Source organism: Burkholderia anthinoferrum (assembly GCF_002925705.1).
In the GTDB taxonomy this organism is placed as follows: domain Bacteria; phylum Pseudomonadota; class Gammaproteobacteria; order Burkholderiales; family Burkholderiaceae; genus Burkholderia; species Burkholderia semiarida.
Genome location: NZ_LFZP01000032.1, coordinates 221,258 through 243,487, shown reverse-complemented (window position 1 = coordinate 243,487; position 22,230 = coordinate 221,258). Strand labels below are relative to the sequence as shown.

10 protein-coding genes are annotated in these 22,230 nt (G+C 62.5%); all 10 read left to right on the top strand.

The window, feature by feature from the left end:
* The first annotated feature begins 35 nt into the window (after positions 1 to 35).
* The 10 genes from C5F75_RS10400 (at position 36) to C5F75_RS10360 (ending at position 21,359) form a co-directional block, all read left to right on the top strand.
* Positions 36 to 1,958, top strand: coding sequence for a PrkA family serine protein kinase (locus C5F75_RS10400; RefSeq protein WP_027784391.1), 1,923 nt, complete (start codon positions 36 to 38; stop codon positions 1,956 to 1,958).
* Between the two features lie 125 nt (positions 1,959 to 2,083).
* Positions 2,084 to 3,352 (top strand): YeaH/YhbH family protein, encoded by a 1,269-nt coding sequence (locus C5F75_RS10395; protein ID WP_006476064.1) that lies wholly within the window; start codon positions 2,084 to 2,086, stop codon positions 3,350 to 3,352.
* Entirely contained in the window at positions 3,349 to 5,025 is a 1,677-nt protein-coding gene (locus C5F75_RS10390) for a SpoVR family protein (protein WP_059584130.1), read from the top strand. The genes C5F75_RS10395 and C5F75_RS10390 overlap by 4 nt, the downstream gene beginning before the upstream one ends.
* Positions 5,026 to 5,258: 233 nt before the next feature.
* A complete protein-coding gene (locus tag C5F75_RS10385; RefSeq protein ID WP_059584128.1) occupies positions 5,259 to 6,563 on the top strand; it encodes an MFS family transporter in 1,305 nt (434 codons plus the stop codon).
* A gap of 466 nt (positions 6,564 to 7,029) precedes the next feature.
* Positions 7,030 to 7,845, top strand: a complete 816-nt coding sequence (locus C5F75_RS10380) for an ABC transporter substrate-binding protein (protein ID WP_059584343.1) — start codon at positions 7,030 to 7,032, stop codon at positions 7,843 to 7,845.
* A 94-nt stretch (positions 7,846 to 7,939) separates the two neighbouring features.
* Positions 7,940 to 8,662, top strand: coding sequence for an amino acid ABC transporter permease (locus tag C5F75_RS10375; protein WP_059584126.1), 723 nt, complete (start codon positions 7,940 to 7,942; stop codon positions 8,660 to 8,662).
* Between the two features lie 2 nt (positions 8,663 to 8,664).
* Positions 8,665 to 9,390, top strand: coding sequence for an amino acid ABC transporter permease (locus C5F75_RS10370; protein WP_059584345.1), 726 nt, complete (start codon positions 8,665 to 8,667; stop codon positions 9,388 to 9,390).
* A 659-nt stretch (positions 9,391 to 10,049) separates the two neighbouring features.
* A complete protein-coding gene (locus tag C5F75_RS10365; protein ID WP_258048549.1) occupies positions 10,050 to 19,175 on the top strand; it encodes a hemagglutinin repeat-containing protein in 9,126 nt (3,041 codons plus the stop codon).
* A complete protein-coding gene (locus C5F75_RS36260) occupies positions 19,172 to 19,582 on the top strand; it encodes a hypothetical protein (protein ID WP_146075194.1) in 411 nt (136 codons plus the stop codon). Before C5F75_RS10365 ends, C5F75_RS36260 begins: the two co-directional genes overlap by 4 nt.
* A gap of 28 nt (positions 19,583 to 19,610) precedes the next feature.
* Complete coding sequence (locus tag C5F75_RS10360; protein ID WP_104012162.1) at positions 19,611 to 21,359, top strand: ShlB/FhaC/HecB family hemolysin secretion/activation protein; 1,749 nt, start codon at positions 19,611 to 19,613, stop codon at positions 21,357 to 21,359.
* Positions 21,360 to 22,230: the final 871 nt, after the last annotated feature.

The following is a 22,230-nucleotide window of genomic DNA, read 5'->3' as shown; positions in this document are numbered from 1 at the left end:
CAGGCACGTCTTCAGACTCAGGCGAGGGAGGTAGCATGGATATTTACAGCAGCTTCGCGAACCGCTTCGAAAAAACGCGAGAGGAAGAGCTCTCGCTGGAGGAGTATCTCGCGCTCTGCAAGAACGATCCATCCGCGTACGCGACGGCTGGTGAACGCATGCTGGAAGCAATCGGGGAACCTGAACAGATCGATACCCGCAACGACCCGCGCCTGTCGCGGATCTTCGCGAACAAGGTCATCAAGGTGTATCCGGCATTCCGTGAGTTCTACGGAATGGAGGAGGTGATCGAGCAGGTGGTCGCGTACTTCCGCCACGCTGCGCAAGGTCTTGAAGAGAAGAAGCAGATCCTCTATCTGCTGGGCCCGGTGGGCGGCGGCAAGTCGTCGATCGCCGAGCGCCTGAAGCAACTGATGGAGCGCGTGCCGTTCTATGCGCTGAAGGGCTCGCCCGTCAACGAGTCGCCGCTCGGGCTGTTCGACTACGACGAGGATGGTCCGATCCTCGAGGAACAGTACGGCATTCCGCGCCGCTACCTGAAAAGCATCCTGAGTCCGTGGGCCGTCAAGCGCCTGCACGAATACAACGGCGACATCCGCCAGTTCCGCGTGGTGCGCCGCTATCCGTCGATCCTGCGGCAGGTCGGCATCGCGAAGACCGAGCCGGGCGACGAGAACAACCAGGACATCTCGTCGCTGGTCGGCAAGGTCGACATCCGCAAGCTTGAGCAATACGCGCAGGACGATGCCGACGCGTACAGCTACTCGGGCGGCCTGTGCCTCGCGAACCAGGGTCTGCTCGAATTCGTCGAAATGTTCAAGGCGCCGATCAAGGTGCTGCACCCGCTGCTGACCGCGACGCAGGAAGGCAACTTCAAGGGTACCGAAGGTTTCGGCGCGATTCCGTTCGACGGTGTGATTCTTGCGCACTCGAACGAGTCGGAGTGGAAGGCTTTCCGCAACAACCGCAACAACGAGGCACTGCTCGACCGGATCTTCGTCGTGAAGGTGCCGTACTGTCTGCGCGTGTCGGAAGAGATCAAGATCTACGAGAAGCTGATCCGCAATTCGTCGCTGGCCGAGGCCGTATGCGCGCCGGGCACGCTGAAGATGATGTCGCAGTTCTCGGTGCTGTCGCGCCTGCACGAGCCGGAAAACTCGAGCCTGTTCTCGAAGATGCAGGTGTACGACGGCGAGAATCTGAAGGACACCGATCCGAAGGCGAAGTCGTACCAGGAGTATCGCGATTACGCGGGCGTGGACGAAGGGATGACCGGCGTGTCGACACGCTTCGCGTTCAAGATCCTGTCGCGCGTGTTCAACTTCGACACGAGCGAGGTCGCGGCGAACCCGGTGCATTTGATGTACGTGCTCGAACAGCAGATCGAACGCGAGCAGTTCCCGCCGGAAACCGAGCAGAAGTACCTGTCGTTCGTGAAGGACGTGCTCGCGTCGCGCTATGCGGAGTTCATCGGCAAGGAGATCCAGACGGCGTATCTCGAGTCGTATTCGGAGTACGGCCAGAACATCTTCGACCGCTACGTCACGTATGCGGACTTCTGGATCCAGGACCAGGAATTCCGCGATCACGACACGGGCGAGAGCTTCGATCGCGCCGCGCTGAATGCGGAGCTGGAGAAGATCGAGAAGCCGGCCGGGATCAGCAATCCGAAGGATTTCCGCAACGAGATCGTGAACTTCGTGCTGCGCGCACGGGCGGCGAACGCTGGCAAGAACCCCGTGTGGACGAGCTACGAGAAGTTGCGGGTCGTGATCGAGAAGAAGATGTTCTCGAATACCGAGGAACTGTTGCCGGTCATTTCGTTCAACGCGAAGGGCTCGGCGGAGGAGCAGCGCAAGCATGAGGACTTTGTGAACCGGATGGTCGCGAAGGGCTATACGCCGAAGCAGGTGAGGCTGCTTTGTGACTGGTACCTGCGCGTGCGCAAGTCGTCATGACACGCGCGGTATCGCGCCCGTACGGCGAGTCCGTACGGGCACTTTCAGAGGCGCCACCCGCATGACGGCAGACGGCATGCGCGGCGAGTGCCCCGGCAGATCGACTTTCGAGCGGGAGACCGGGAGTGCTTCATCAAATCATCGACCGCAGGCTGGCCGGCAAGAACAAGAGCATCGCCAATCGCGAACGCTTCCTGCGTCGCGTCAAGAACTACATTCGTCGCGCCGTGTCCGACGCGGTGCGCGACCGTAGCATCAAGGATATCCAGAGCACGCAGAGCATCACGATCCCGCGCAAGGACATCGCGGAGCCGAATTTCCGGCACGCGCCGGGCGGGCGTCGTGAATACGTGCACCCCGGCAACGAGGACTACGTGCGCGGCGACAAGATCCCGCGTCCGCAAGGCGGCTCGGGGGGCGGCGGCAGTCAGGCGAGCAACGAGGGCGAAGGGCAGGACGACTTCGTGTTCGAGCTGTCGCGCGACGAGTTCATGCAGTACTTCTTCGACGATCTCGAACTGCCGCGCCTCGTGAAGACGCACCTGCTGACGGTGCCGAGCTGGAAGAACGTGCGCGCGGGCTGGTCGGCGGAAGGCACGCCGAACAACATCGACGTCGTGCGTTCGCTGCGCAGCGCGCTCGGCCGGCGCATCGCGCTCGGCTCGCCGCTCGTCAACGAGTTGCGCGAGCTCGAGGCGCAGCTCGAAGCGCTGAAGAGCGACCCCGAAGACCGCCGCGCGGAAATCGCGACGCTCGAAGCCGAGATCCATCACCTGAAAGGGCGCATCTGGCGGATTCCGTTCATCGACCCTTTCGACCTGCGCTACATCAACCGCGTGAAGCAGCCGCAGCCGTCGAGCCAGGCCGTGATGTTCTGCCTGATGGACGTGTCGGGCTCGATGGACGAGCAGCGCAAGGATCTTGCAAAGCGCTTCTTCATCCTGCTTTACCTGTTCCTCAAGCGCAACTACGAGCGCATCGAAGTGGTGTTCATCCGCCACCATACGCGCGCCGAGGAGGTCGACGAGGACACCTTCTTCCATTCGACCGAAAGCGGCGGCACGGTGGTGTCGAGCGCGCTCGAACTGATGCGTAAGGTAATGGACGAGCGCTACTCGCCGACCGAGTGGAACATCTACGGCGCGCAGGCGTCCGACGGCGACAACTGGACTGACGATTCGCCCAAGTGTCGCAAAATCCTGGAAGAGGATATCCTCACCAAGACGCGTTACTTCGCGTATATCCAGGTCGCGCCGGAAGAGCAGAACCTGTGGCTGGAATACGCGCAACTGGCCCTGTCGCAACCGCATCTCGCGATGAAAAAAGTGGAATCGGCTGCGGACATTTACCCGGTGTTTCGCGAATTGTTCGAAAAGCAGGTGGAAATGTCATGACGAGCCGCCATCTGCACAACGAGTCGCGCGGCTACGAGCCGCGCCCTTCCGGCGACGACACGGCCGGCCCTGCCGCATCGCAGCAACCCGGGCAGGCCGAGCCGCCGCCGGCCGCCGACTTGCCCGGTTCCGGGCAAAAGGAAGCGCGTATGAACGTTGCCGAACGCAAGCCGCTGCCGTGCCCGTCCGACTGGACGTTCGAATTGCTCGAGGAATACGACACGCACATCTCGCAGGTCGCCGAACAATACGAGCTCGACATCTACCCGATCCAGCTCGAACTGATCAGCGCCGAGCAGATGATGGACGCGTATGCGTCGGTCGGGATGCCCGTCAACTACCGTCACTGGTCGTTCGGCAAGCACTTTCTCGCGACCGAGAAGAGCTACCGCCGCGGGCAGATGGGCCTGGCCTACGAAATCGTCATCAATTCGAACCCGTGCATCGCGTATCTGATGGAAGAGAACACGATGACGATGCAGGCGCTCGTCATCGCGCATGCGGCGTACGGGCACAATTCGTTCTTCAAGGGCAACTACCTGTTCAGGCTGTGGACGGACGCGCACGCGATCATCGACTATCTCGTGTACGCGAAGAATTACGTCGCGGAATGCGAGGAGCGCTACGGCCTCGATCGCGTCGAGGAACTGCTCGACTCGTGCCATGCGCTGATGAACTACGGCGTCGACCGCTACAAGCGGCCGCAGAAGCCGTCGCTGTCGAAGGAAGCGGCGCTGCGGCGCGAGCGCGAGGCGTACCTGCAGTCGCAGGTCAACGAACTGTGGCGCACGCTGCCGGGCAAGAAGCCCGAACTGACGGAGGAGCAGGAAGACCGCTATCCGCCCGAGCCGCAGGAGAACCTGCTGTATTTCGCCGAGAAGAATGCGCCGCTGCTCGAACCGTGGGAGCGGGAGGTGATCCGTATCGTGCGCAAGATCGGCCAGTATTTCTATCCGCAGCGGCAGACGCAGGTGATGAACGAAGGCTGGGCGACGTTCTGGCACTACACGCTGCTCAATACGCTGTACAACCAGGGGAAGCTGGAAGACGGCTTCATGATGGAGTTCCTGCACTCGCACAGCAACGTGGTCTATCAGCCGCCCGTCACGAAGCCGTACTACAGCGGGATCAACCCGTATGCGCTCGGCTTCTCGATGATGAGCGACATTCGCAGGATCTGCGAAGCGCCGACGGAAGAGGACTACAAGTGGTTTCCGGAGATCGCGGGCACGCCGTGGCTGCCGGCGATGCACTACGCGATGCGCAACTTCAAGGACGAGAGCTTCATCGCGCAGTACCTGTCGCCGAACCTGATCCGCGAGATGCGGCTGTTCTCGGTGCTCGACGACGACATGCGCGATTCGCTCGAGGTATCGGCGATCCACGACGATTCCGGCTATCAGTACGTGCGGCAGGCGTTGTCGCGGCAGTACGACATCCATCACCGCGAGCCGAACATCCAGGTATGGGCCGTCAACACGCGCGGCGACCGCAGCCTCACGCTGCGCCACTTCATGACCGACAACCGCCACCTGTCGAACGACAGCGACGAAGTGCTCAAGCACATGGCGCGGCTCTGGCAGTTCGACGTGTACCTGGAAAGCGTCGACGAGGCCGGCACCGTGCGCAAGCGCTACGAGTGCCGCTACGTGCCGCCGGAGGTTCGCGTGTGATCGTCGCGGTCGAGCATGTTTGCATCCGACGCCAGCCTGCCGGCTGGCGTTTTCATATGACGAACGGGTGGCGGGAGAAAAATTTTCTACATCCGGACGAACCCGCAAAGCCTGTTACTTTACATTTCGCTAAAATCCCGTAGCGCCGTGCGCCGGAACCGGTGCCACGCGCGACCGCACGCGGCGGCCCCGGCCGTCGCGCCCAGAAAGTACTAAAAGGAACAGACCAACCCATGGACGTCCAGACCGACCAAGCTGCGCTGTCCGCGCATGACACCCGGCGGCGCGTGTTCGCCATCGTCGGCGCCTCATCGGGCAACCTCGTCGAGTGGTTCGACTTCTACATCTACTCATTCTGTGCGCTGTACTTCGCGCCGGCATTCTTCCCGAGCGGCAACACGACGACGCAGCTGCTGAACACGGCCGGCGTGTTCGCGGCCGGCTTCCTGATGCGTCCGATCGGCGGCTGGCTGTTCGGCCGCATCGCCGACCGTCATGGCCGGCGCGCGGCGATGATGATCTCGGTGCTGATGATGTGCGGCGGCTCGCTCGTGATCGCGGTGCTGCCGACCTATGCGCAGATCGGCGCGCTCGCGCCGGCGCTGCTGCTGGTCGCACGGCTGTTCCAGGGCCTGTCGGTGGGCGGCGAGTACGGGACGAGTGCGACCTACATGAGTGAAGTGGCGCTCAAGGGCCGTCGCGGCTTCTTCGCGTCGTTCCAGTACGTGACGCTGATCGGCGGCCAGCTGTGCGCGCTGCTGGTGCTCGTGATCCTGCAGCAGACGCTGTCGGCCGGCGAGCTGAAGGCATGGGGCTGGCGCATTCCGTTCGTGGTCGGCGCGGCGGCCGCGCTGATTTCGCTGTACCTGCGCAAGTCGCTCGACGAGACGTCGACGAGCGCGTCGCGCGACAAGAAGGACGCGGGCACGATCCGCGGCGTGTGGCAGCACAAGGGAGCGTTCTTCACGGTGGTCGGCTTCACGGCCGGCGGCTCGCTGATCTTCTACACGTTCACGACGTACATGCAGAAGTACCTCGTGAACACGGCCGGCATGCACGCGAAGACGGCCAGCAACGTGATGACCGTCGCGCTGCTCGTCTACATGCTGATGCAGCCGGTGTTCGGCGCGCTGTCGGACAAGATCGGCCGCCGCACGTCGATGATCCTGTTCGGCTCGTTCGCGGTGATCGGCACGGTGCCGCTGATGCATGCGCTGAAGGACGTGACGAGCCCGGTGGCCGCCTTCGTGCTGGTGACGGTCGCGCTGGCGATCGTCAGTTTCTACACGTCGATCAGCGGCCTCATCAAGGCCGAGATGTTCCCGCCGGAAGTGCGCGCGATGGGCGTCGGCCTGTCGTATGCGGTGGCGAACGCGATCTTCGGCGGCTCGGCCGAGTACGTCGCGCTGTGGTTCAAGTCGATCGGCAGCGAGGAAACCTTCTACTGGTACGTGACCGTGCTGTGCGCGATCTCGCTGATCGTGTCGTGGCGGATGCGCGATCCGAGCAAGGAAGGGTACCTGCGTCACGAGCCGTGATCGATTGCGCCGTGCGCGCATGTGCATCGTGACGAACGTCCCGCCAGCCGGCGGGACGTTTTCGTTGGTGCGCGCGATTCTGCCGGGGCGACGCACGGTCGGGATCCGGTGCCGGGGCCTGGACAGGCGCGGGCATGAGCGTACGCCGTCATATCGATATGGAAATCGATTCGTTGCCTGTTGCGGGCGATTTCCTTACTCTGAACCCGTAGTTCGTGTGACACCTCCTTGACTGGGATTCGCGCCCGCTGCTTGCAGCGGGCGTTTTTTTGTGCGGCGGCAATGTGTTCTCGTAGCTCGCGCGTCTCATCACGAAACCCGCAGAGCAAAGCACCATTTGTTGGTTCGGATTCGCCGCACGCGCTGATACGTTAGCGGCTTCGCGACGACACACTTCGCCGCGATGTTTTTCGAACCGTGCCGCCGCGCGATCCGCGGCGGCCTCATAACAAATCAGGTCGTGCTCATGAAAATCAACACGCTCGCTACGTGGCTCGTCGGGGTCGCGCTCATTACCGCAGGCACCGTCGCGCATGCGGACCGTCTCGACGACATCAGGAAGGCCGGTGTGCTGCGCGTCGCGACGTTCGACAGCAACCCGCCGTTCGGTTATGTCGACGCGAAAAGCAACCACATCGTCGGTCTCGACGTCGATTACGCGAAGGCGCTTGCCGACAAGCTCGGCGTGAAGCTGCAACTGCAGCCGACCAACCCCGCGAACCGCATTCCGTTCCTGACCTCCGGCAAGGTCGACCTCGTGCTCGCGAATTTCACGATCACCGACGAGCGCGCGAAGCAAGTCGACTTCAGCATCCCGTATTTCTCGTCGGGCCAGCAGTTTCTCGCGAAGAAGGGCGTGCTGAAATCGGCCGACCAGCTGAACGGCCTGCGCGTCGGCGCGGACAAGGGCACGACCAACGAAATCACGCTGCGCGAGAAATTCCCGAAGGCGACGATCGTCGCATACGACGACACGCCGTTCGCATTCGCCGCGCTGCGCGCCGGCAACGTGCAGGCGATCACGCAGGACGGCCCGAAGCTGATCGGCCTGCTCGCGAACGTGCCTGACAAGCAGAACTACGAGATCCCGGCGTTCACGATCTCGAACGACTACATGGGCGTCGGCGTGCCGAAGGGCGAGACGCGCCTGCTCGGCTTCGTCAACGACACGCTGAAGGGGCTCGAGGCGAGCGGCCGCGCCACGCAGATCTACGACGCATGGTTCGGGCCGACGACGAAGACGCCGCTCACGCGCATTTTCCGGATCGGCGACAAGACCTGACCGCTTCCGCACGCACGCCGCGACCGGCCGGAAGATCGGCCGCGCGGCGTTGTTCGCATACCTCCGATCGCGCGCTTCGTGCGCGCTTCCCAGCATGCTCGGGTTGGCTCCCAAATATCTGTCCTGGCTCTGGCAGGGCTTCCTGCTGACACTCGGCCTCGCGGCCGCGTCGGCCGTCGCCGCGACCGTCGGCGGGCTGCTGCTCGCCGTGATGCGGCATGCGCGCGGCAGGGCGCCGCGTGCGGCCGCCACCGCGTACGTGATTGCATTTCGCAACACGCCGTTGCTGGTGCAGTTGCTGTTCTGGTATTTCGGTGTCGCGTCGTTGCTGCCCGATACGTGGACGGCGTGGCTCAATGCGCGCCATGCCGCGAGCGTGGGCCCGTTCACGCTCGCGTGGCCGTCGTTCGAATTCGTGGCCGGGTGGGTCGGGTTGAGCGCCTATACGGCTGCCTTCGTCGCCGAGGAATGCGAAGCCGGCCTGCGCGGCGTGCGGCGTGCGCAACACGATGCGGCGGCCGCGCTCGGCCTCACGCCGATGCAGTCGCTGCGCTACGTGGTGCTGCCGCAGGCCGTGCGCATCGCGTTGCCGCCGTTGTTCGGCCAATACATGAATCTCGTGAAGAACTCGTCGCTCGCGATGGCGATCGGCGTCGCCGAGTTGTCGTATGCGTCGCGGCAGGTCGAGACCGAGACGTTCAAGACGTTCGCCGCATTCGGCGTCGCGACGCTGCTGTACGTCGCGGCGGTGGCCGCGATCGAGGCCGGCGCGTATGCGGCCACGCAATGGCGCGACCGGCTCGGAGCGGGGCGCTGACGATGGATCTTTCGCTGCTTTTCTCGAATCTGCCGTACCTGCTCGTCGGCGCGTTTCCGGACGGCCCGCTCGGCGGCGCCGCGCTGTCGCTGGTGCTGGCGCTCGCGTCCGCGATCGCGTCGGCCGCGCTCGGCGTGGTGCTCGGCGTCGCGATGGCGCTTGTACGCGGCCCGGCGCGCGTGCTGCTGCTCGCGTTCATCGGCTTCTTTCGCGCGATTCCGGTGCTGATGCTGATCTTCTGGACGTATTTCCTGATGCCGGTGCTGCTGCACATGGATGTGCCGGGGCTCGCGACGGTCGTGTGCGCGCTGGCGCTGATCGGTGGCGCGTATCTCGCGCATGCCGTGCATGCGGGGATCGTCGCGGCCGGCGACGGGCAATGGCAGGCCGGCCTGTCGCTCGGGCTCACGCGCTGGCAGACGGTGCGCTACGTGCTGTTGCCACAGGCGATCCGGATCATGACGCCGTCGTTCGTCAACCAGTGGGTCGCGCTCGTGAAGGACACGTCGCTCGCGTATATCGTCGGCGTGCCGGAACTGTCGTTCGTTGCAACGCAGGTGAACAACCGGCTGATGGTGTATCCGGCGCCGATCTTCCTGTTCGTCGCGGTCATCTATCTGGTGCTGTGCACGTCGCTCGACGGCGCGGCGCGGTGGTTGCTGTCGTGGCGGCCGCGGGGGCGGCGTGTCGAGAGCACGGCGGTTGAACGGATCAAATCCCTCCGATGATGTAATCCCGATACGCGGTTGCAAGGGAGCCGATTACTGGTCGCATGCCGATTCGAGTGATCCTGCTCCCGTTCCACGAATGCGATAGTCGAGGAAACACCGGACGGCAGTGCCAGAAACCGGTGAGCGAACGACAGGCGCGCGTCGGTGTGTCGGCCGGTCCTCGGTGGCGAGCAAATAGAAACTCACCGTGAACATTGCGATGAACGCGAGGCCCAGCCCGATCGACACAATGGTGGGGGGCAGCGATCGCGGAAACTCCTGTGGTAAGTGCGCCGATGCGGAAATGCATCGCCGGAGGTGCCGTATCTGGCCGCGCCGAGGAAGCTGATATGTGGCTGAAAGAAGGCTAATTTCAGGTCATGCGCCGATTCGCCCTCGCAATTCTGTCAGGGATTTTTGAGATGATGGGTGAGGTAATATTCGCGCGAATTGCCGTAGCCAATACCGTCAATATTTGCGACTAACCGAATTCACTGTTCAGTCTGCACGGTTGGGGCCGCCGATCGGCGCGTTCGTCGCTAATACGACTGTGAAGAGATCACCGGCTCGTCGCTTCTCGGCAACGCTTGACACTTGTTGACGCTGTTCGATTAGATTCCGTGCGATGTTCGACGGCCGTGAGAGCGGATCGGACGAATCGCGAGTAGACCAGGATCATGAACAAAAACCATTATCGGCTGGTATTCAGCCGCGTGCGGGGTATGTTGGTTGCGGTGGAAGAAACCGCAAGTGCATCGGGTAACGCTGGGCGGGGCGAAATCGGTTTCGCCATTCGTTCGCCGCACACATTCGCAAGATGCGCGCTTCGTCAGGTAGCACTCGCTGCACTGGTTGCAGTCGGCGTGGTGCCGATATGGGCCAATGCCCAGGTTGTTGCGGGCGGTGCGCATGCGCCATCGGTAATCCAGACACAGAACGGACTTCAACAGGTGAACATCAACCGTCCCGGCTCGTCGGGCGTGTCGATGAACACGTACAACCAGTTCGACGTACCCAAGCCCGGGATTATTCTCAATAACTCCCCGATCAACGTCCAGACTCAATTGGGCGGCGTTATCGGCGGCAATCCTAATTACCGCGCTGGCGACGCCGCGCGTCTGATCGTCAACCAGGTCAACAGCAACAACCCGAGCTTTATTCGCGGCAAGGTCGAGATTGGAGGCGCAGCCGCGCAGCTCGTGATCGCGAACCAGGCCGGCTTGGTCGTGGATGGAGGCGGCTTCCTGAATACGAGCCGAGCCACGCTGACAACAGGCAATCCGAACTTCGGGCCGGACGGTTCGCTCACGGGCTTCAACGTGAACCAGGGTCTGATTACCGTGGCCGGCGCGGGTCTCGATACCGCCAATGTCGATCAGGTGGATTTGTTGGCGCGCGCCGTACAGATCAACGCGAAGGCTTACGCGAAGACGCTGAATGTCGTCGCCGGATCGAATCAGGTCGACTACACCACCCTGAACGCCACGCCGATCGCCGGCAACGGCGCAGCACCCAGCATCGCGATCGATGTCAGCCAGCTCGGCGGTATGTACGCCAATAGGGTGTTTTTGGTGTCTTCAGAGAGGGGCGTCGGTGTTGCCAATGCGGGCGACATCGCCGCGCAAGCGGGGGATCTGACGCTGCTCGCGAACGGTCGTCTCGTGCTGTCGGGGCAGACCAATGCGGCCGGCAATATGTCGCTGTCGGCCGCGGGTGGTATCCAGAACAGTGGGGTCACCTACGGCAAACAGTCGGTCACGGTCGACACCGGCGCGGACCTGACTAACAGCGGTGCGTTGACCGCCCAACAGAACCTGACCGCCAACGTCGGCAGCCTCAACTCGACGGGCACATTCGGCGCAGGCATCAACGCCGACAGCACGGTCGGCACGAGTGGCGATCTGAGCGTGACGAGCACAGGACAGCTAACCGCGACGGGGACTAACAGCGCGGGCGGCAACGCGACGTTCATCGGTAGCGGTGTGGATCTGTCGCACAGCGCGACGGCCGCCAACGGCAACCTGATGGTGAGCGCCACGGCAGGCGACGCGAATCTGGCGGGCTCGACCGTCACCGCGAAAGGTGCAGTGAATGCCAATGCGGCTGGCACGATCATCAACGATCGGGGCAACCTGTCCAGCGGCGCGGGCATGACGCTCGGCGGCGGCAACCTGTCGAATCAGGGCGGCCGCGCCTATTCGCAAGGCCCGCTGTCCGTGCAGATGGCCGGCACCGTGTCGAACCAAAACGGCATGCTGAGTTCGCAAAGCACGGTCGACGTTCTCGGGAGTGCGATCCAGAACAATGCCGGGCTGATTCAGAGCGCGGGCAAGCAAACGATTGCGGGCGCATCGATCGACAATAGCGCCGGTCGGCTGATTTCCCTGAACGCGGACGGCCTGTCGGTGACGGCAACGGGCGCACTCACGAACGCGGCCGGCGCGAATGTGAGCGGCGATCCGGGCGGCGTCATCGGCGGCAAGGGCGACGTGACCGTACAGGGGAACACGGTCACGAACAGCGGCTCGGTGTCGGCCGACGCGAACCTGCACGTGATCGGCCAGAGCGTCGACAACGGCAACGGTATCCTGCACGCCGGGCAGACTGCGACAGTCGAAGCCGGCACTCATTTTGCGAATGCGAACGGCCGGGTTGAGGGCCAAAGCGCCGTGTTGAACGGCACGACGCTGGACAACTCCCAAGGCACGATCAATGCGGAGACAGTCTCGCTGAACGGTTCGACGCTGCTGAACCACGGCGGTACGGTCACGCAGACCGGCACTGGCCCGATGACGGTCGCGATTACCGACACGCTGGACAATTCGAACAACGGTCTGATTCAGACGCGCAGCACGGATCTGTCGCTCACGCCTGCTACGCTGATCAACGACAACGGCGGCACGATCACGCACGTCGGCACGGGTGCGCTGACGGTCGGCAACGCTTCAGGCACGGTCAACAACCAAGCGGGGGCCATCGCCAGCAACGGCCGCACGGTCTTGCAGGGCAAGACGATCGACAACTCGGCCGGTTCAGCGTCCGGCCAAACGGGCCTGAGCGTCAATGCGGCCGACTCGATCACGAATACGAGCGGCAAGCTCACGTCGAACGCCAACGTCGACGTAAACGCCGGCGGCGCACTGATCAACGACGGCGGCGAACTCGGTTCGAAGACGGCGACCACGACAATTCATGGTGCGTCGCTGTCGAACCTCGGCGGCAAAATCGCGTCGCCCGTGCTGGCGGCAACCGTCGCCGGCCTGATTGACAACAGTCAGAACGGCGACATCGAAGCCAATCGGCTTGCATTGACAGCCGCGAACCTGAAAAACGAGGGCGGCCGCATCTCGCAATGGCAGAACGGGCCGACCACGCTCGCCATTTCCGGCACGCTTGATAATTCGAATGGCGGTGTCATCCAGACCAACAGTGCGGATCTGACGCTCACACCAGCCGTTCTCGACAACTCGAAAGGCACCCTCACGCACGGCGGCACCGGCACGCTGACGCTCATGCCCGGTAACGGCGCGGGGGCCTTGAACAACAGTGGCGGCACGATCGGCACCAACGGCCAAGCCATCTTGAAGGCCGGCAGTCTGGACAATGGTAGCGGCGTCATCGCTGCGAAGCTGGGTCTGTCTGCGATGATTGCCGGAGCAATGAACAACGCTCAGGGCCTGATGCGCTCGAACGCGCACCTGTCGATGATCAGCGGCGGCGCGTTGTCGAACCGGCAAGGGCACATCGAGGCGGGCCAAGCGGGTGACGCCAGCACGCTGTCGATTCAGGCCGCGTCGATCGACAACACCGACGGTGCGGTGCACGACTTCGGTAGCGGCGCGATGAACGTGCGGGGCGGCAGCCAGATCGTGAACAGCCACGCGGGCGGCGTCGCCGGCATGGGGCAGATGACAGGGCAAGGCGATGTGACGATCGGCGCGGCCTCGATCTCGAACACGCAGGGCGGCCAGTTGATGGGCGCGAACCTGCTGGTTCAAGGCGATACGCTGGACAACACCGGAGGCCAGATCGGCAATGTTGCGAATGCAGCGGGCGACGTGAACGTAAACACGACAGGCGCGATCTCGAACACCGGTGGTTCGATCGGCTCGACACGCGACCTGACGGTGGCGGCTTCGACGTTGTTCGGCGGTGGCACATACAGCGCGGCGCACGACGCGACGATCAACCTGCAAGGCGATTTCACGACCACACCGCAAACGCAGTTCAACATCGGTCACGACCTGACCTTCGCGTTGCCGGGCACGTTCACGAACAACGCGAACCTGCAATCGGTCAACAATCTGACGCTCAACGCCGGCAACATCGTCAACACGGGCGCGATCACGGCCGGTAGCTTGCTCAGGACGCATTCGGGCGACCTGACGAACTATGGCGCGATGGTGGGCGGCAGCGTCGCCATCCAGGCTAGCGGTACCGTGTCGAACCTCGGCCCTGTCGCGTTGATCGGCGCATCGGACACGTCGGGCCTGCTGGAAATCCTCGCACACGACATCGAGAACCGCGACGACACGACGCTGGGCGATTCGATGCCGACCACGACGATCTTCGGGCTCGGCAAAGTGGCTTTGGCGGGCGGCAAGGACGCGAACGGCAACTACACGAACGCGGCGTTGATCAACAATTCGTCGGCAGCGATCCAGTCGGGTAGCTCGATGGAACTGCACGCCGACAAGGTTACGAACACGCGGCGCGTGATGCAGACCTCGGGCAACACGAGTCAGGTCGATCCCGCGCTGCTGCAACAGCTCGGCATCAGCATGTCAGGGTGCGCTGCTTACTTCATGGCAGCCTGTAGCGGTCAGGACGTTCACTGGGTCAACATCTTTCACGACCCCAACGATCCCAGCTACGATCCCGCGCCGATCATCGCCGCGCTCAAATTGCAGCCGGGTGGTGTGTTCACCGTTCCGCCGGACGGCGGCCAGTGGAACAGCGGGTATCAGTACACGACCTACGAGGGCAAGGCGACCGCCAACACCGTGACGAAGCTGAGCCCGGGCGCGCAGATCGCGTCGGGCGGTGATCTCGACGCGTCGACGGTCAAGACGTTCCAGAACTACTGGAGCAGCGTGACGGCGGCCGGCGACATCAAGCAGCCCGTGAGTCTCGACATGGACGGCTGGGGCGCAACGAGCCAGCAAGCGCCGGGCGTGACGGTCACGTATTCCGGGTACTACCACTACAACAACTACGACAACACCGAACACAACTGGACCTTGCCGTTCGGCGACAAGCCGTTCGTCGGCGGCCCGGGTGGATACACGCAGGCGGCGCCGGCCGACGTGCGGCAATACAGCTTGCCCGACTATCGCTCGACGTGGGGCGCGAACGGCGCGATCTCGGGCAATGGCGTGAGCGTGAACAACACGGCGGCCAATGCGACCATTCCGTCGCTCGGCCTGCTGCCCGGTCAGGCCGTGCCGGGACTGACGATCGGCACGGTGAGCGGTAACGCGAGCGGCACGCAATCCGGAGCCGCCGCGATCAAGGGTGGTACGCCCACCTGGGTCGATCCGGTGATCGCAAGCGCGACCGCTGTGAGCGTGTTGAACAACCTGACGATTCCGCAGGGCGGCCTGTACCGGCCCAATCCGGCTCCGAATCCGACGTACCTGATCGAGACGAACCCCGCGTTCACGCGGATGAACAATTTCCTGTCGAGCGACTATTACCTTCAGCAGATCGGCGTGAATCCGCTGACGACCGAAAAGCGGCTCGGAGACGGGTTCTACGAGCAGCAGCTCGTGCGCAACCAGGTAACGCAACTGACGGGCAAGGCGGTATTGGGGCCGTATACGGACCTTCAGGGCATGTATCAGTCGCTGATGGCCGCGGGCGCTGAATTGTCGAAGTCGCTGAACCTGCCGCTCGGCATGAGCCTGTCGGCGCAGCAGGTGGCCGCGCTCACGAGCAACGTGATCATCATGCAGACCGAGACGGTCGGCGGTCAACAAGTGCTCGTGCCGGTCGTGTATCTGGCGAAGGCCGATCAGCAAAATGCGAACGGTCCGCTGATCACGGCCGGCAATATCGATTTGAAGAACACGCAGGTCTTCACGAACAGCGGCACCGTGAAGGCGGATACGACGCTCGCGCTTCAGGGCAAGCAGATCGACAACGCATTCGGTGCGCTGCAAAGCGGCGGGCTGATGTCGCTCGATACGACAGGCAACGTGGATCTCACGTCGGCCAACGTGAAGGCCGGCAGCCTCGAACTGAACGCAGGCAACAAGCTGATTCTGGATACCGCGACGCAGACGACGCACCAGGTCAGCCGCGACGGCGCGAAGAGCGACAAGACGGCGCTCGGGCCGGCCGCGAACCTGAACGTGGTCGGCGACGCGTCGATCAAGACCGGCGGCGACTTCCAGCAGAACGCGGGCAACCTGAACGTCGGCGGGAATCTGAACGCCAATATTGGCGGGAACTGGAACCTCGGCGCGCAGCAGACCGGCGAGCACAAGGTCGTGCAGCGAGCGAACGGCGTGTCGGATACGGACCTCAACAGCGCGACCGGCAGCACCGTAAACGTCGGTGGCAAGTCGGCCATCGGTGTGGGCGGCGACCTGACGGCGCAGGGTGCGCAACTCAACTTCGGTCAGGGCGGCACGGTCGCGGCCAAGGGCAACGTGACCTTTGGCGCGGCGAGCACCACGTCGACCATCAACGCCAACAGTTCGGGCGACCAAGGCAATCGCAGCTATGCGGAAACCCGGCATGGGGCGGACCAGGCGCTGACGGGCACGACCGTCAAGGGCGGCGATACGCTCAACGTGGTGTCGGGCAAGGACATCAATGTCATCGGCAGCACGATCGACCTGAACAAGGGCGATGCGAACTTGCTGGCGGCCGGCGATGTGAATGTCGGGGCCGCGACCGAAACGCATGTGTACAACTCGCACGAGACGCATAGCCGTAGCGGCGTCGTGAGCGGCACGAAAATCGCCAGCAGCCAGGACGCGACCAGCACTGTCGCGAACGGCAGCCTGATTTCGGCGGACGGTGTGTCAATTGGTAGCGGCAAGGACATCAACGTTCAGGGTAGTACGGTCGTCGGTACACACGACGTGACGCTGAACGCGGCGCACGACGTGAACATCACGACGTCGCAGGACACCAGCCAATCATCAACCACCTATCAGGAGCAGCACTCGGGCCTGATGTCGGGCGGCGGCCTGTCGTTCTCGGTCGGCAACAGCAAGCTTGCGCAGCAGAATCAATCGTCGAGCGTGACGAACAACGCCAGTACGGTCGGCTCGGTCGACGGCAATCTGTCCGTCAACGCGGGCAATACGCTGCATGTGCAAGGCAGCGATCTGGTTGCAGGCAAGGACGTGACCGGGAAGGCGGCGAACATCGTCGTCGATTCGGCCACCGACACCACGCATCAGGCGCAACAGCAGCAGACGAGCAAGAGCGGGTTGACGGTCGGCCTGTCGGGCTCGGTAGGCGATGCGATCAACAACGCGATCGGCGAGACGCAGGCCGCGCGCGAATCGGCGAAGGACAGCAACGGCCGCGCATCGGCACTGCATAGCATCGCGGCGGCCGGAGACGTGGCATTCGGCGGCATGGGCGGCGCAGCGCTGTTGAACGGCGCAAAGGGGCCACAGGCCCCGAGCATCGGCGTGCAGGTCAGCGTCGGTTCGAGCCATAGTTCGATGCAGTCGTCCGAAGACCAGAGGATTCAGCGCGGCTCCAGCATTAACGCGGGCGGCAATGCGAAGCTGATCGCGACGGGCAACGGTACGCCGAAGGACGGCAACATCACGATCGCGGGTTCGAACGTGAACGCGGCCAACGTTGCGTTGATCGCGAATAACCAGGTCAATCTCGTCAACACGACCGATACGGACAAGACACAGAGTTCGAACTCGTCGTCGGGGTCGAGCGTCGGCGTATCGATCGGCACGAACGGCATCGGCGTGTCCGCGTCGATGCAGCGTGCGCATGGCGACGGCAATTCGGACGCGGCGATCCAGAACAACACGCATATCAACGCGAGCCAGACCGCAACCATCGTGAGCGGCGGCGACACGAACGTGATCGGCGCGAACGTGAACGCGAACAAGGTTGTGGCTGACGTGGGCGGTAACCTTAACGTGGCGAGCGTTCAGGATACGACCGTGAGCGCCGCGCATCAATCGAGCGCGGGCGGCGGTTTCACGATCAGCCAGACCGGCGGCGGAGCGAGTTTCAGTGCGCAGAATGGCCATGCAGACGGCAACTATGCGGGCGTGAACGAGCAGGCGGGCATCCAGGCCGGTGCTGGCGGGTTCGACGTGGCCGTGAAGGGCAATACCGACCTGAAGGGCGCGTATATCGCCAGCACGGCCGACGCGTCGAAGAACAACCTGACGACTGGCACGCTCACGACGAGCGACATCGAGAACCACTCGCACTACAGCGCGAACAGCGCGGGCTTCAGCGCGGGCGCGTCGGTCGGGTCGAGCAACAAGGCAGTCGGCCCGTCGTCGGTATCGGGCTCGGGCGGCGTCACGCCGATGGTGTTCCAGAACGACAGCGGCGACCAGAGCGCGACGACGAAGAGCGCGGTGAGCGCCGGCACGATCAACATCACGAAGCCGGGTGAGCAGACGCAGGATGTCGCGAATCTGAACCGCGACGCGACGAACTTGAACGGGACCGTTTCGAAGACGCCCGACGTTCAGAAAACGCTGTCGCAGCAGGCCGATACGATGAATGCGGCGCAGGCGGCCGGGCAGACGGTGTCGCAGGCGATCGGTGCGTATGCTGACGGCAAGCGCAAGGACGCGATCGACGCTGCCAAGGCCGCCTACGAGCGCGGCGACCTCGTTGCGATGCAGTCGTACATTGACCAGGCGAAGAGCTGGGATGAGGGCGGGGCGTCACGCGCGGAATTGCAGATGGGCGGTGGTGCGCTGATCGGCGGGCTCGGCGGCGGCAGCGCGCTCACGGCGATAGGTGGTGCAGCGGGGGCCGGCACGTCATCACTGCTGGCGAACCAGGCTGAGAGGATCAGCAAATCGGTCGGTGATACGACCGGCTCGTCGTTGGTCGGCAGCATCGCTGCGAACGTGGCGGCAACGGTGGGTGGTGCACTAGTCGGCGGCAGCGCCGGAGCGGCCGCCGCATCGAACGTCGAGCTTTACAATGCCAGCGAAGACAAGAACCGAGGCGAGGATCAGAAGGAAATCGCGGAGCTTAAGAAGGCGCTGGATAAAGAGCGCGCGATGATCGGTCAAGTCAATCTGACGCAACGCCAAGAGGACGGACTGACAACTGTGCCGGCCACTGCTGTGGCGGGTGTGTTCGCTGGCGGTAAGGCAACAGGAGGCGCGAAGGCTACCGCGCTACTGCCGGCCGCTAAGCCCGGTATCGTAGTGGCAAATGCGATGAACCCCACCGAGGTATCGCAAGCAAATGACATTGTTGCAATGCAGGGGGGGAAATTTGTCGGTGCACCAACCAACAACTATCCAGGCATTGATGGCTGGATAGACGGAGTTCCTGCAAGCCTGAAGAGTGTGACCGGGAATGGAATGAATGCTGTTCAGAGAAATATCGTAACCGGTGCAAATCAAATGAAAAATGCCGGTGAAGTTGGAAACATCTATGTCGACGCAACAAAAGCTGGTGTCAACATTCAAGATGTGACGAAGTGGGTTCAACCCGGAACCCCGGTCTCCAATATTTTGAATGAGGGGATGGTTAACAATATCGTCATTAAAACCCTCAATGGCTGGGTTAATTTGACCAGATCTGCAATCACCACTCCCCCGGGAGGAAGCAAATGAACAGCTCTTTGGTGGATATGAAAGAACGTCCGTCGGGCGAGCGAATGGCGAAATGCATTGAAATGCTATTTCTCGAACTCGGAAGCTCGTGCCCGATCATTGACTCGAGAAATTATGGGGGAGGCAATGAGGCGCTATACGTGCGAGGAGGGCGGGAGGACGAATGGTGCTGGGTCAATATAATTGAGTGGCCGCCGGGGCAAAGTATTTCTGATGGGTATCCGTACTCCTGTTCTATAGAAAGCCGCGGTGACGATTTATTTTCTGCGATTGTTGTATCGGCAATTGCATCGATGTTTGGTGGTCAAGTTTATGATGATGCTGGGTATTTGTATCCCGGACGAGAATTCTCGCCTAATGAATTTAGGAGGGAGTTGTTGTTGAAAATTCATCAAAAACCGCTTTGAATATAGATTGTCTCGAAAAATGAAAAATATGAAGCGGTGTTGGGTTTGCTTGCTTTCTGTCTTCATTTCGTGTGTCGCGGAGGCACAACAAGCGCCGACGCCGCCTGATCAGGCCGCCGCCCGCGCGAATGCCGAGCAGAATCAACAGGTGCAACAGCGCCGTGATGCCCAGCAGCGCGAAGCCACCGTGCAAGCGCCGGGCGTGCGCTCCGATGTGCCGCGTCCAGAATCTTACCCCGTACTGCCGACTGAGACGTCGTGTTTCCGAATCGATCGTTTTACGCTCGACGTGCCCGACTCGTTACCGGTCGCCGCGAAGATGCAGGGCGCATCCGCCTTGCCGATGGATCGCTTCGCCTTTGCGCGCGACTGGCTTGCGCACTACGCCGGCCAATGCGTCGGCAAGCAAGGCGTCGACCTGATCGTCAAGGGACTCTCGCAGGCCATCCTCGCACGCGGTTACATCACGACCCGCGTACTCGTGCCCGAGCAGGATTTGTCCACCGGCACATTGAAGCTTGCGCTGATTCCGGGCGTGATCCGCCACGTGCGTTTCGAGGACGAGAAGCTACGCGGAACGTGGAAGACCGCATTCCCGACGCGCGACGGCGACGTGTTGAACCTGCGCGACATCGAACAAGGGCTTGAGCAGATGAAGCGCGTCTCAAGCCAGGATGTGTCGATGCGGATCGCACCGGGCGATACGCCTGGCGAAAGCGATGTCGTACTCGACGTGAAGCGCGGCAAGCCATGGACCGTCGTCGCCTCCATCGACAATTCCGGCACGCGTGCGACGGGCAAACTGCAAGGCAACGTATCGCTTGGCATCGACAACCCGCTGGGCCTGAACGACATCTTCAACGTCGGCTTCAACCAGGATCTGGAATTCGGCGACAAGCGCTTCGGCTCGCACGGATGGAACGCGTTCTATTCGATCCCCTGGGGCTACTGGACCGGCACGCTCTCCGCCTACACCAACACGTACTTTCAACCACTTGCGGCCGTGAATCAGACGTTCGTTGCGAGCGGCAACATGAAGACGATCGATTTCAGGCTCAATCGTGTGCTGACGCGCAGCCGGAACGATGTGTTCGGCGCACAGGTTCGCCTGACGCGCCGTTTCGGCGACAGCTATATCGAAGGCACGACGATACCGTCGTCGCACCAGAACGCGACCTTTCTCGAACTCGGGTTGACTGACCGGCACTATTTCGGCTCGTCGCAGTTCGACGGCTCGCTTGCCTATCGTCAGGGCTTGGGCTGGCTCGGCTCGACCGATAGCATGTTCGCGGCAGAGGGAGGGCAGACGTACCGATTCAAGATGATCGTGCTCGATGCGAATCTGTCGACACCGTTTGCGATTGGGGCGCAGCCGTTCAAATACGTGACGACCTTTCATGGTCAGTACACCGGCAACACGGTTTCATACCTCGATAGCGTCACGATCGGCAGTCGTTATACCGTGCGGGGATTCGACGGTGAAACGCTGCTGGCGGCATCACGCGGGTTCTACTGGCGCAACGAATTGCAGGTACCCATCGCGCAGACCGGGGCATCGGCCTATGCAGGTCTCGACTACGGTCGGGTCTGGGGACCGGAGCCGGTTGCCTTGGTCGGCACGCAGCTCGCCGGTGCAGTGATTGGCTTCAAGGGCAGTGTCGCGACTCGGTTCGGCGGATACGGCTACGATCTCTTCGCGGGTACGCCTGTCTACAAGCCGTCGGGTTTTCCGACCGCGCGAGTGACGCTCGGTTTTCAGGTGACTGCTCAGTTCTGAAGACAATGAGCCAAGGTACTTCTCCGACACGTACACGTCGCAAGCCCGACGTTGCATATGCCCGTCTGGTCGAGATTGCCGCCGAACGGGGGCATACGCTTCTAACGCTCGAATGGCGAGGGCTGAAGTCCTACTATGAATTCCGCTGCGAATCGGGCCATGACTTCACGCGCATAGGCACTGTCGCGATGCGCGGCACGATAACCTGCCTCCAGTGCGAACAAGTGCGCGTGCAGCACCGCTTTCAGGAACTATTGAGTGAACGCGGTCTTGTTTGCCATGAAGGAACCTATCTCGGTCAAACGGCGCGGCAACATTTCACCTGTCGTTCTGGACACGAATGGACGACCGAGGCTCGCAAGATTCTAGACGGCCACGGGTGTCCGCGATGCGCAAAAATCGAGTTGGCCGCGTGTCTCCTACATTCCGATGGCTTGGAACGTCTTCATGAGGCGGCGGCGGAGCGCGGCGGTCGTTGTCTGACTGACACGTATATCGGTATCGCCGCGCATTACGAATGGGAGTGTGCCGAGGGCCATCGATGGACAGCCGTAGCTCACAGAATCGTCGACGGCGGATGGTGCCCGCACTGTGCTCGAATCAGGCATGGAGAACAGCAACGCGATCCGAACGGGCTCCAGCGATTGCAGGCCGCAGCGGCACTACGCGGTGGACAGCTTCTCTCGACGGAGTATCACGTGACAAATTCGAAGTACCGATTCCGATGCGCACGTGGACATGAATGGACGACGTGGGGGCATTTGGTGCTCGGCGGGGCATGGTGTCGGCATTGCGCCAATCTCGCGAAACGCCGAACGATAGAGGACATGCAGGCAATTGCCGCGGAGCGCGGTGGTCGATGCTTGAGTAC

What these genes read in the sequence shown, in the direction of transcription:
- C5F75_RS10400 (WP_027784391.1), top strand. Translation starts at nt 36, where the DNA reads ATGGATATTTACAGCAGCTTCGCGAACCGCTTCGAAAAAACGCGAGAG.
- C5F75_RS10390 (WP_059584130.1), top strand. Translation starts at nt 3,349, where the DNA reads ATGACGAGCCGCCATCTGCACAACGAGTCGCGCGGCTACGAGCCGCGC.
- C5F75_RS10385 (WP_059584128.1), top strand. Translation starts at nt 5,259, where the DNA reads ATGGACGTCCAGACCGACCAAGCTGCGCTGTCCGCGCATGACACCCGG.
- C5F75_RS10380 (WP_059584343.1), top strand. Translation starts at nt 7,030, where the DNA reads ATGAAAATCAACACGCTCGCTACGTGGCTCGTCGGGGTCGCGCTCATT.
- C5F75_RS10375 (WP_059584126.1), top strand. Translation starts at nt 7,940, where the DNA reads ATGCTCGGGTTGGCTCCCAAATATCTGTCCTGGCTCTGGCAGGGCTTC.
- C5F75_RS10370 (WP_059584345.1), top strand. Translation starts at nt 8,665, where the DNA reads ATGGATCTTTCGCTGCTTTTCTCGAATCTGCCGTACCTGCTCGTCGGC.
- C5F75_RS10365 (WP_258048549.1), top strand. Translation starts at nt 10,050, where the DNA reads ATGAACAAAAACCATTATCGGCTGGTATTCAGCCGCGTGCGGGGTATG.
- C5F75_RS36260 (WP_146075194.1), top strand. Translation starts at nt 19,172, where the DNA reads ATGAACAGCTCTTTGGTGGATATGAAAGAACGTCCGTCGGGCGAGCGA.
- C5F75_RS10360 (WP_104012162.1), top strand. Translation starts at nt 19,611, where the DNA reads ATGAAGCGGTGTTGGGTTTGCTTGCTTTCTGTCTTCATTTCGTGTGTC.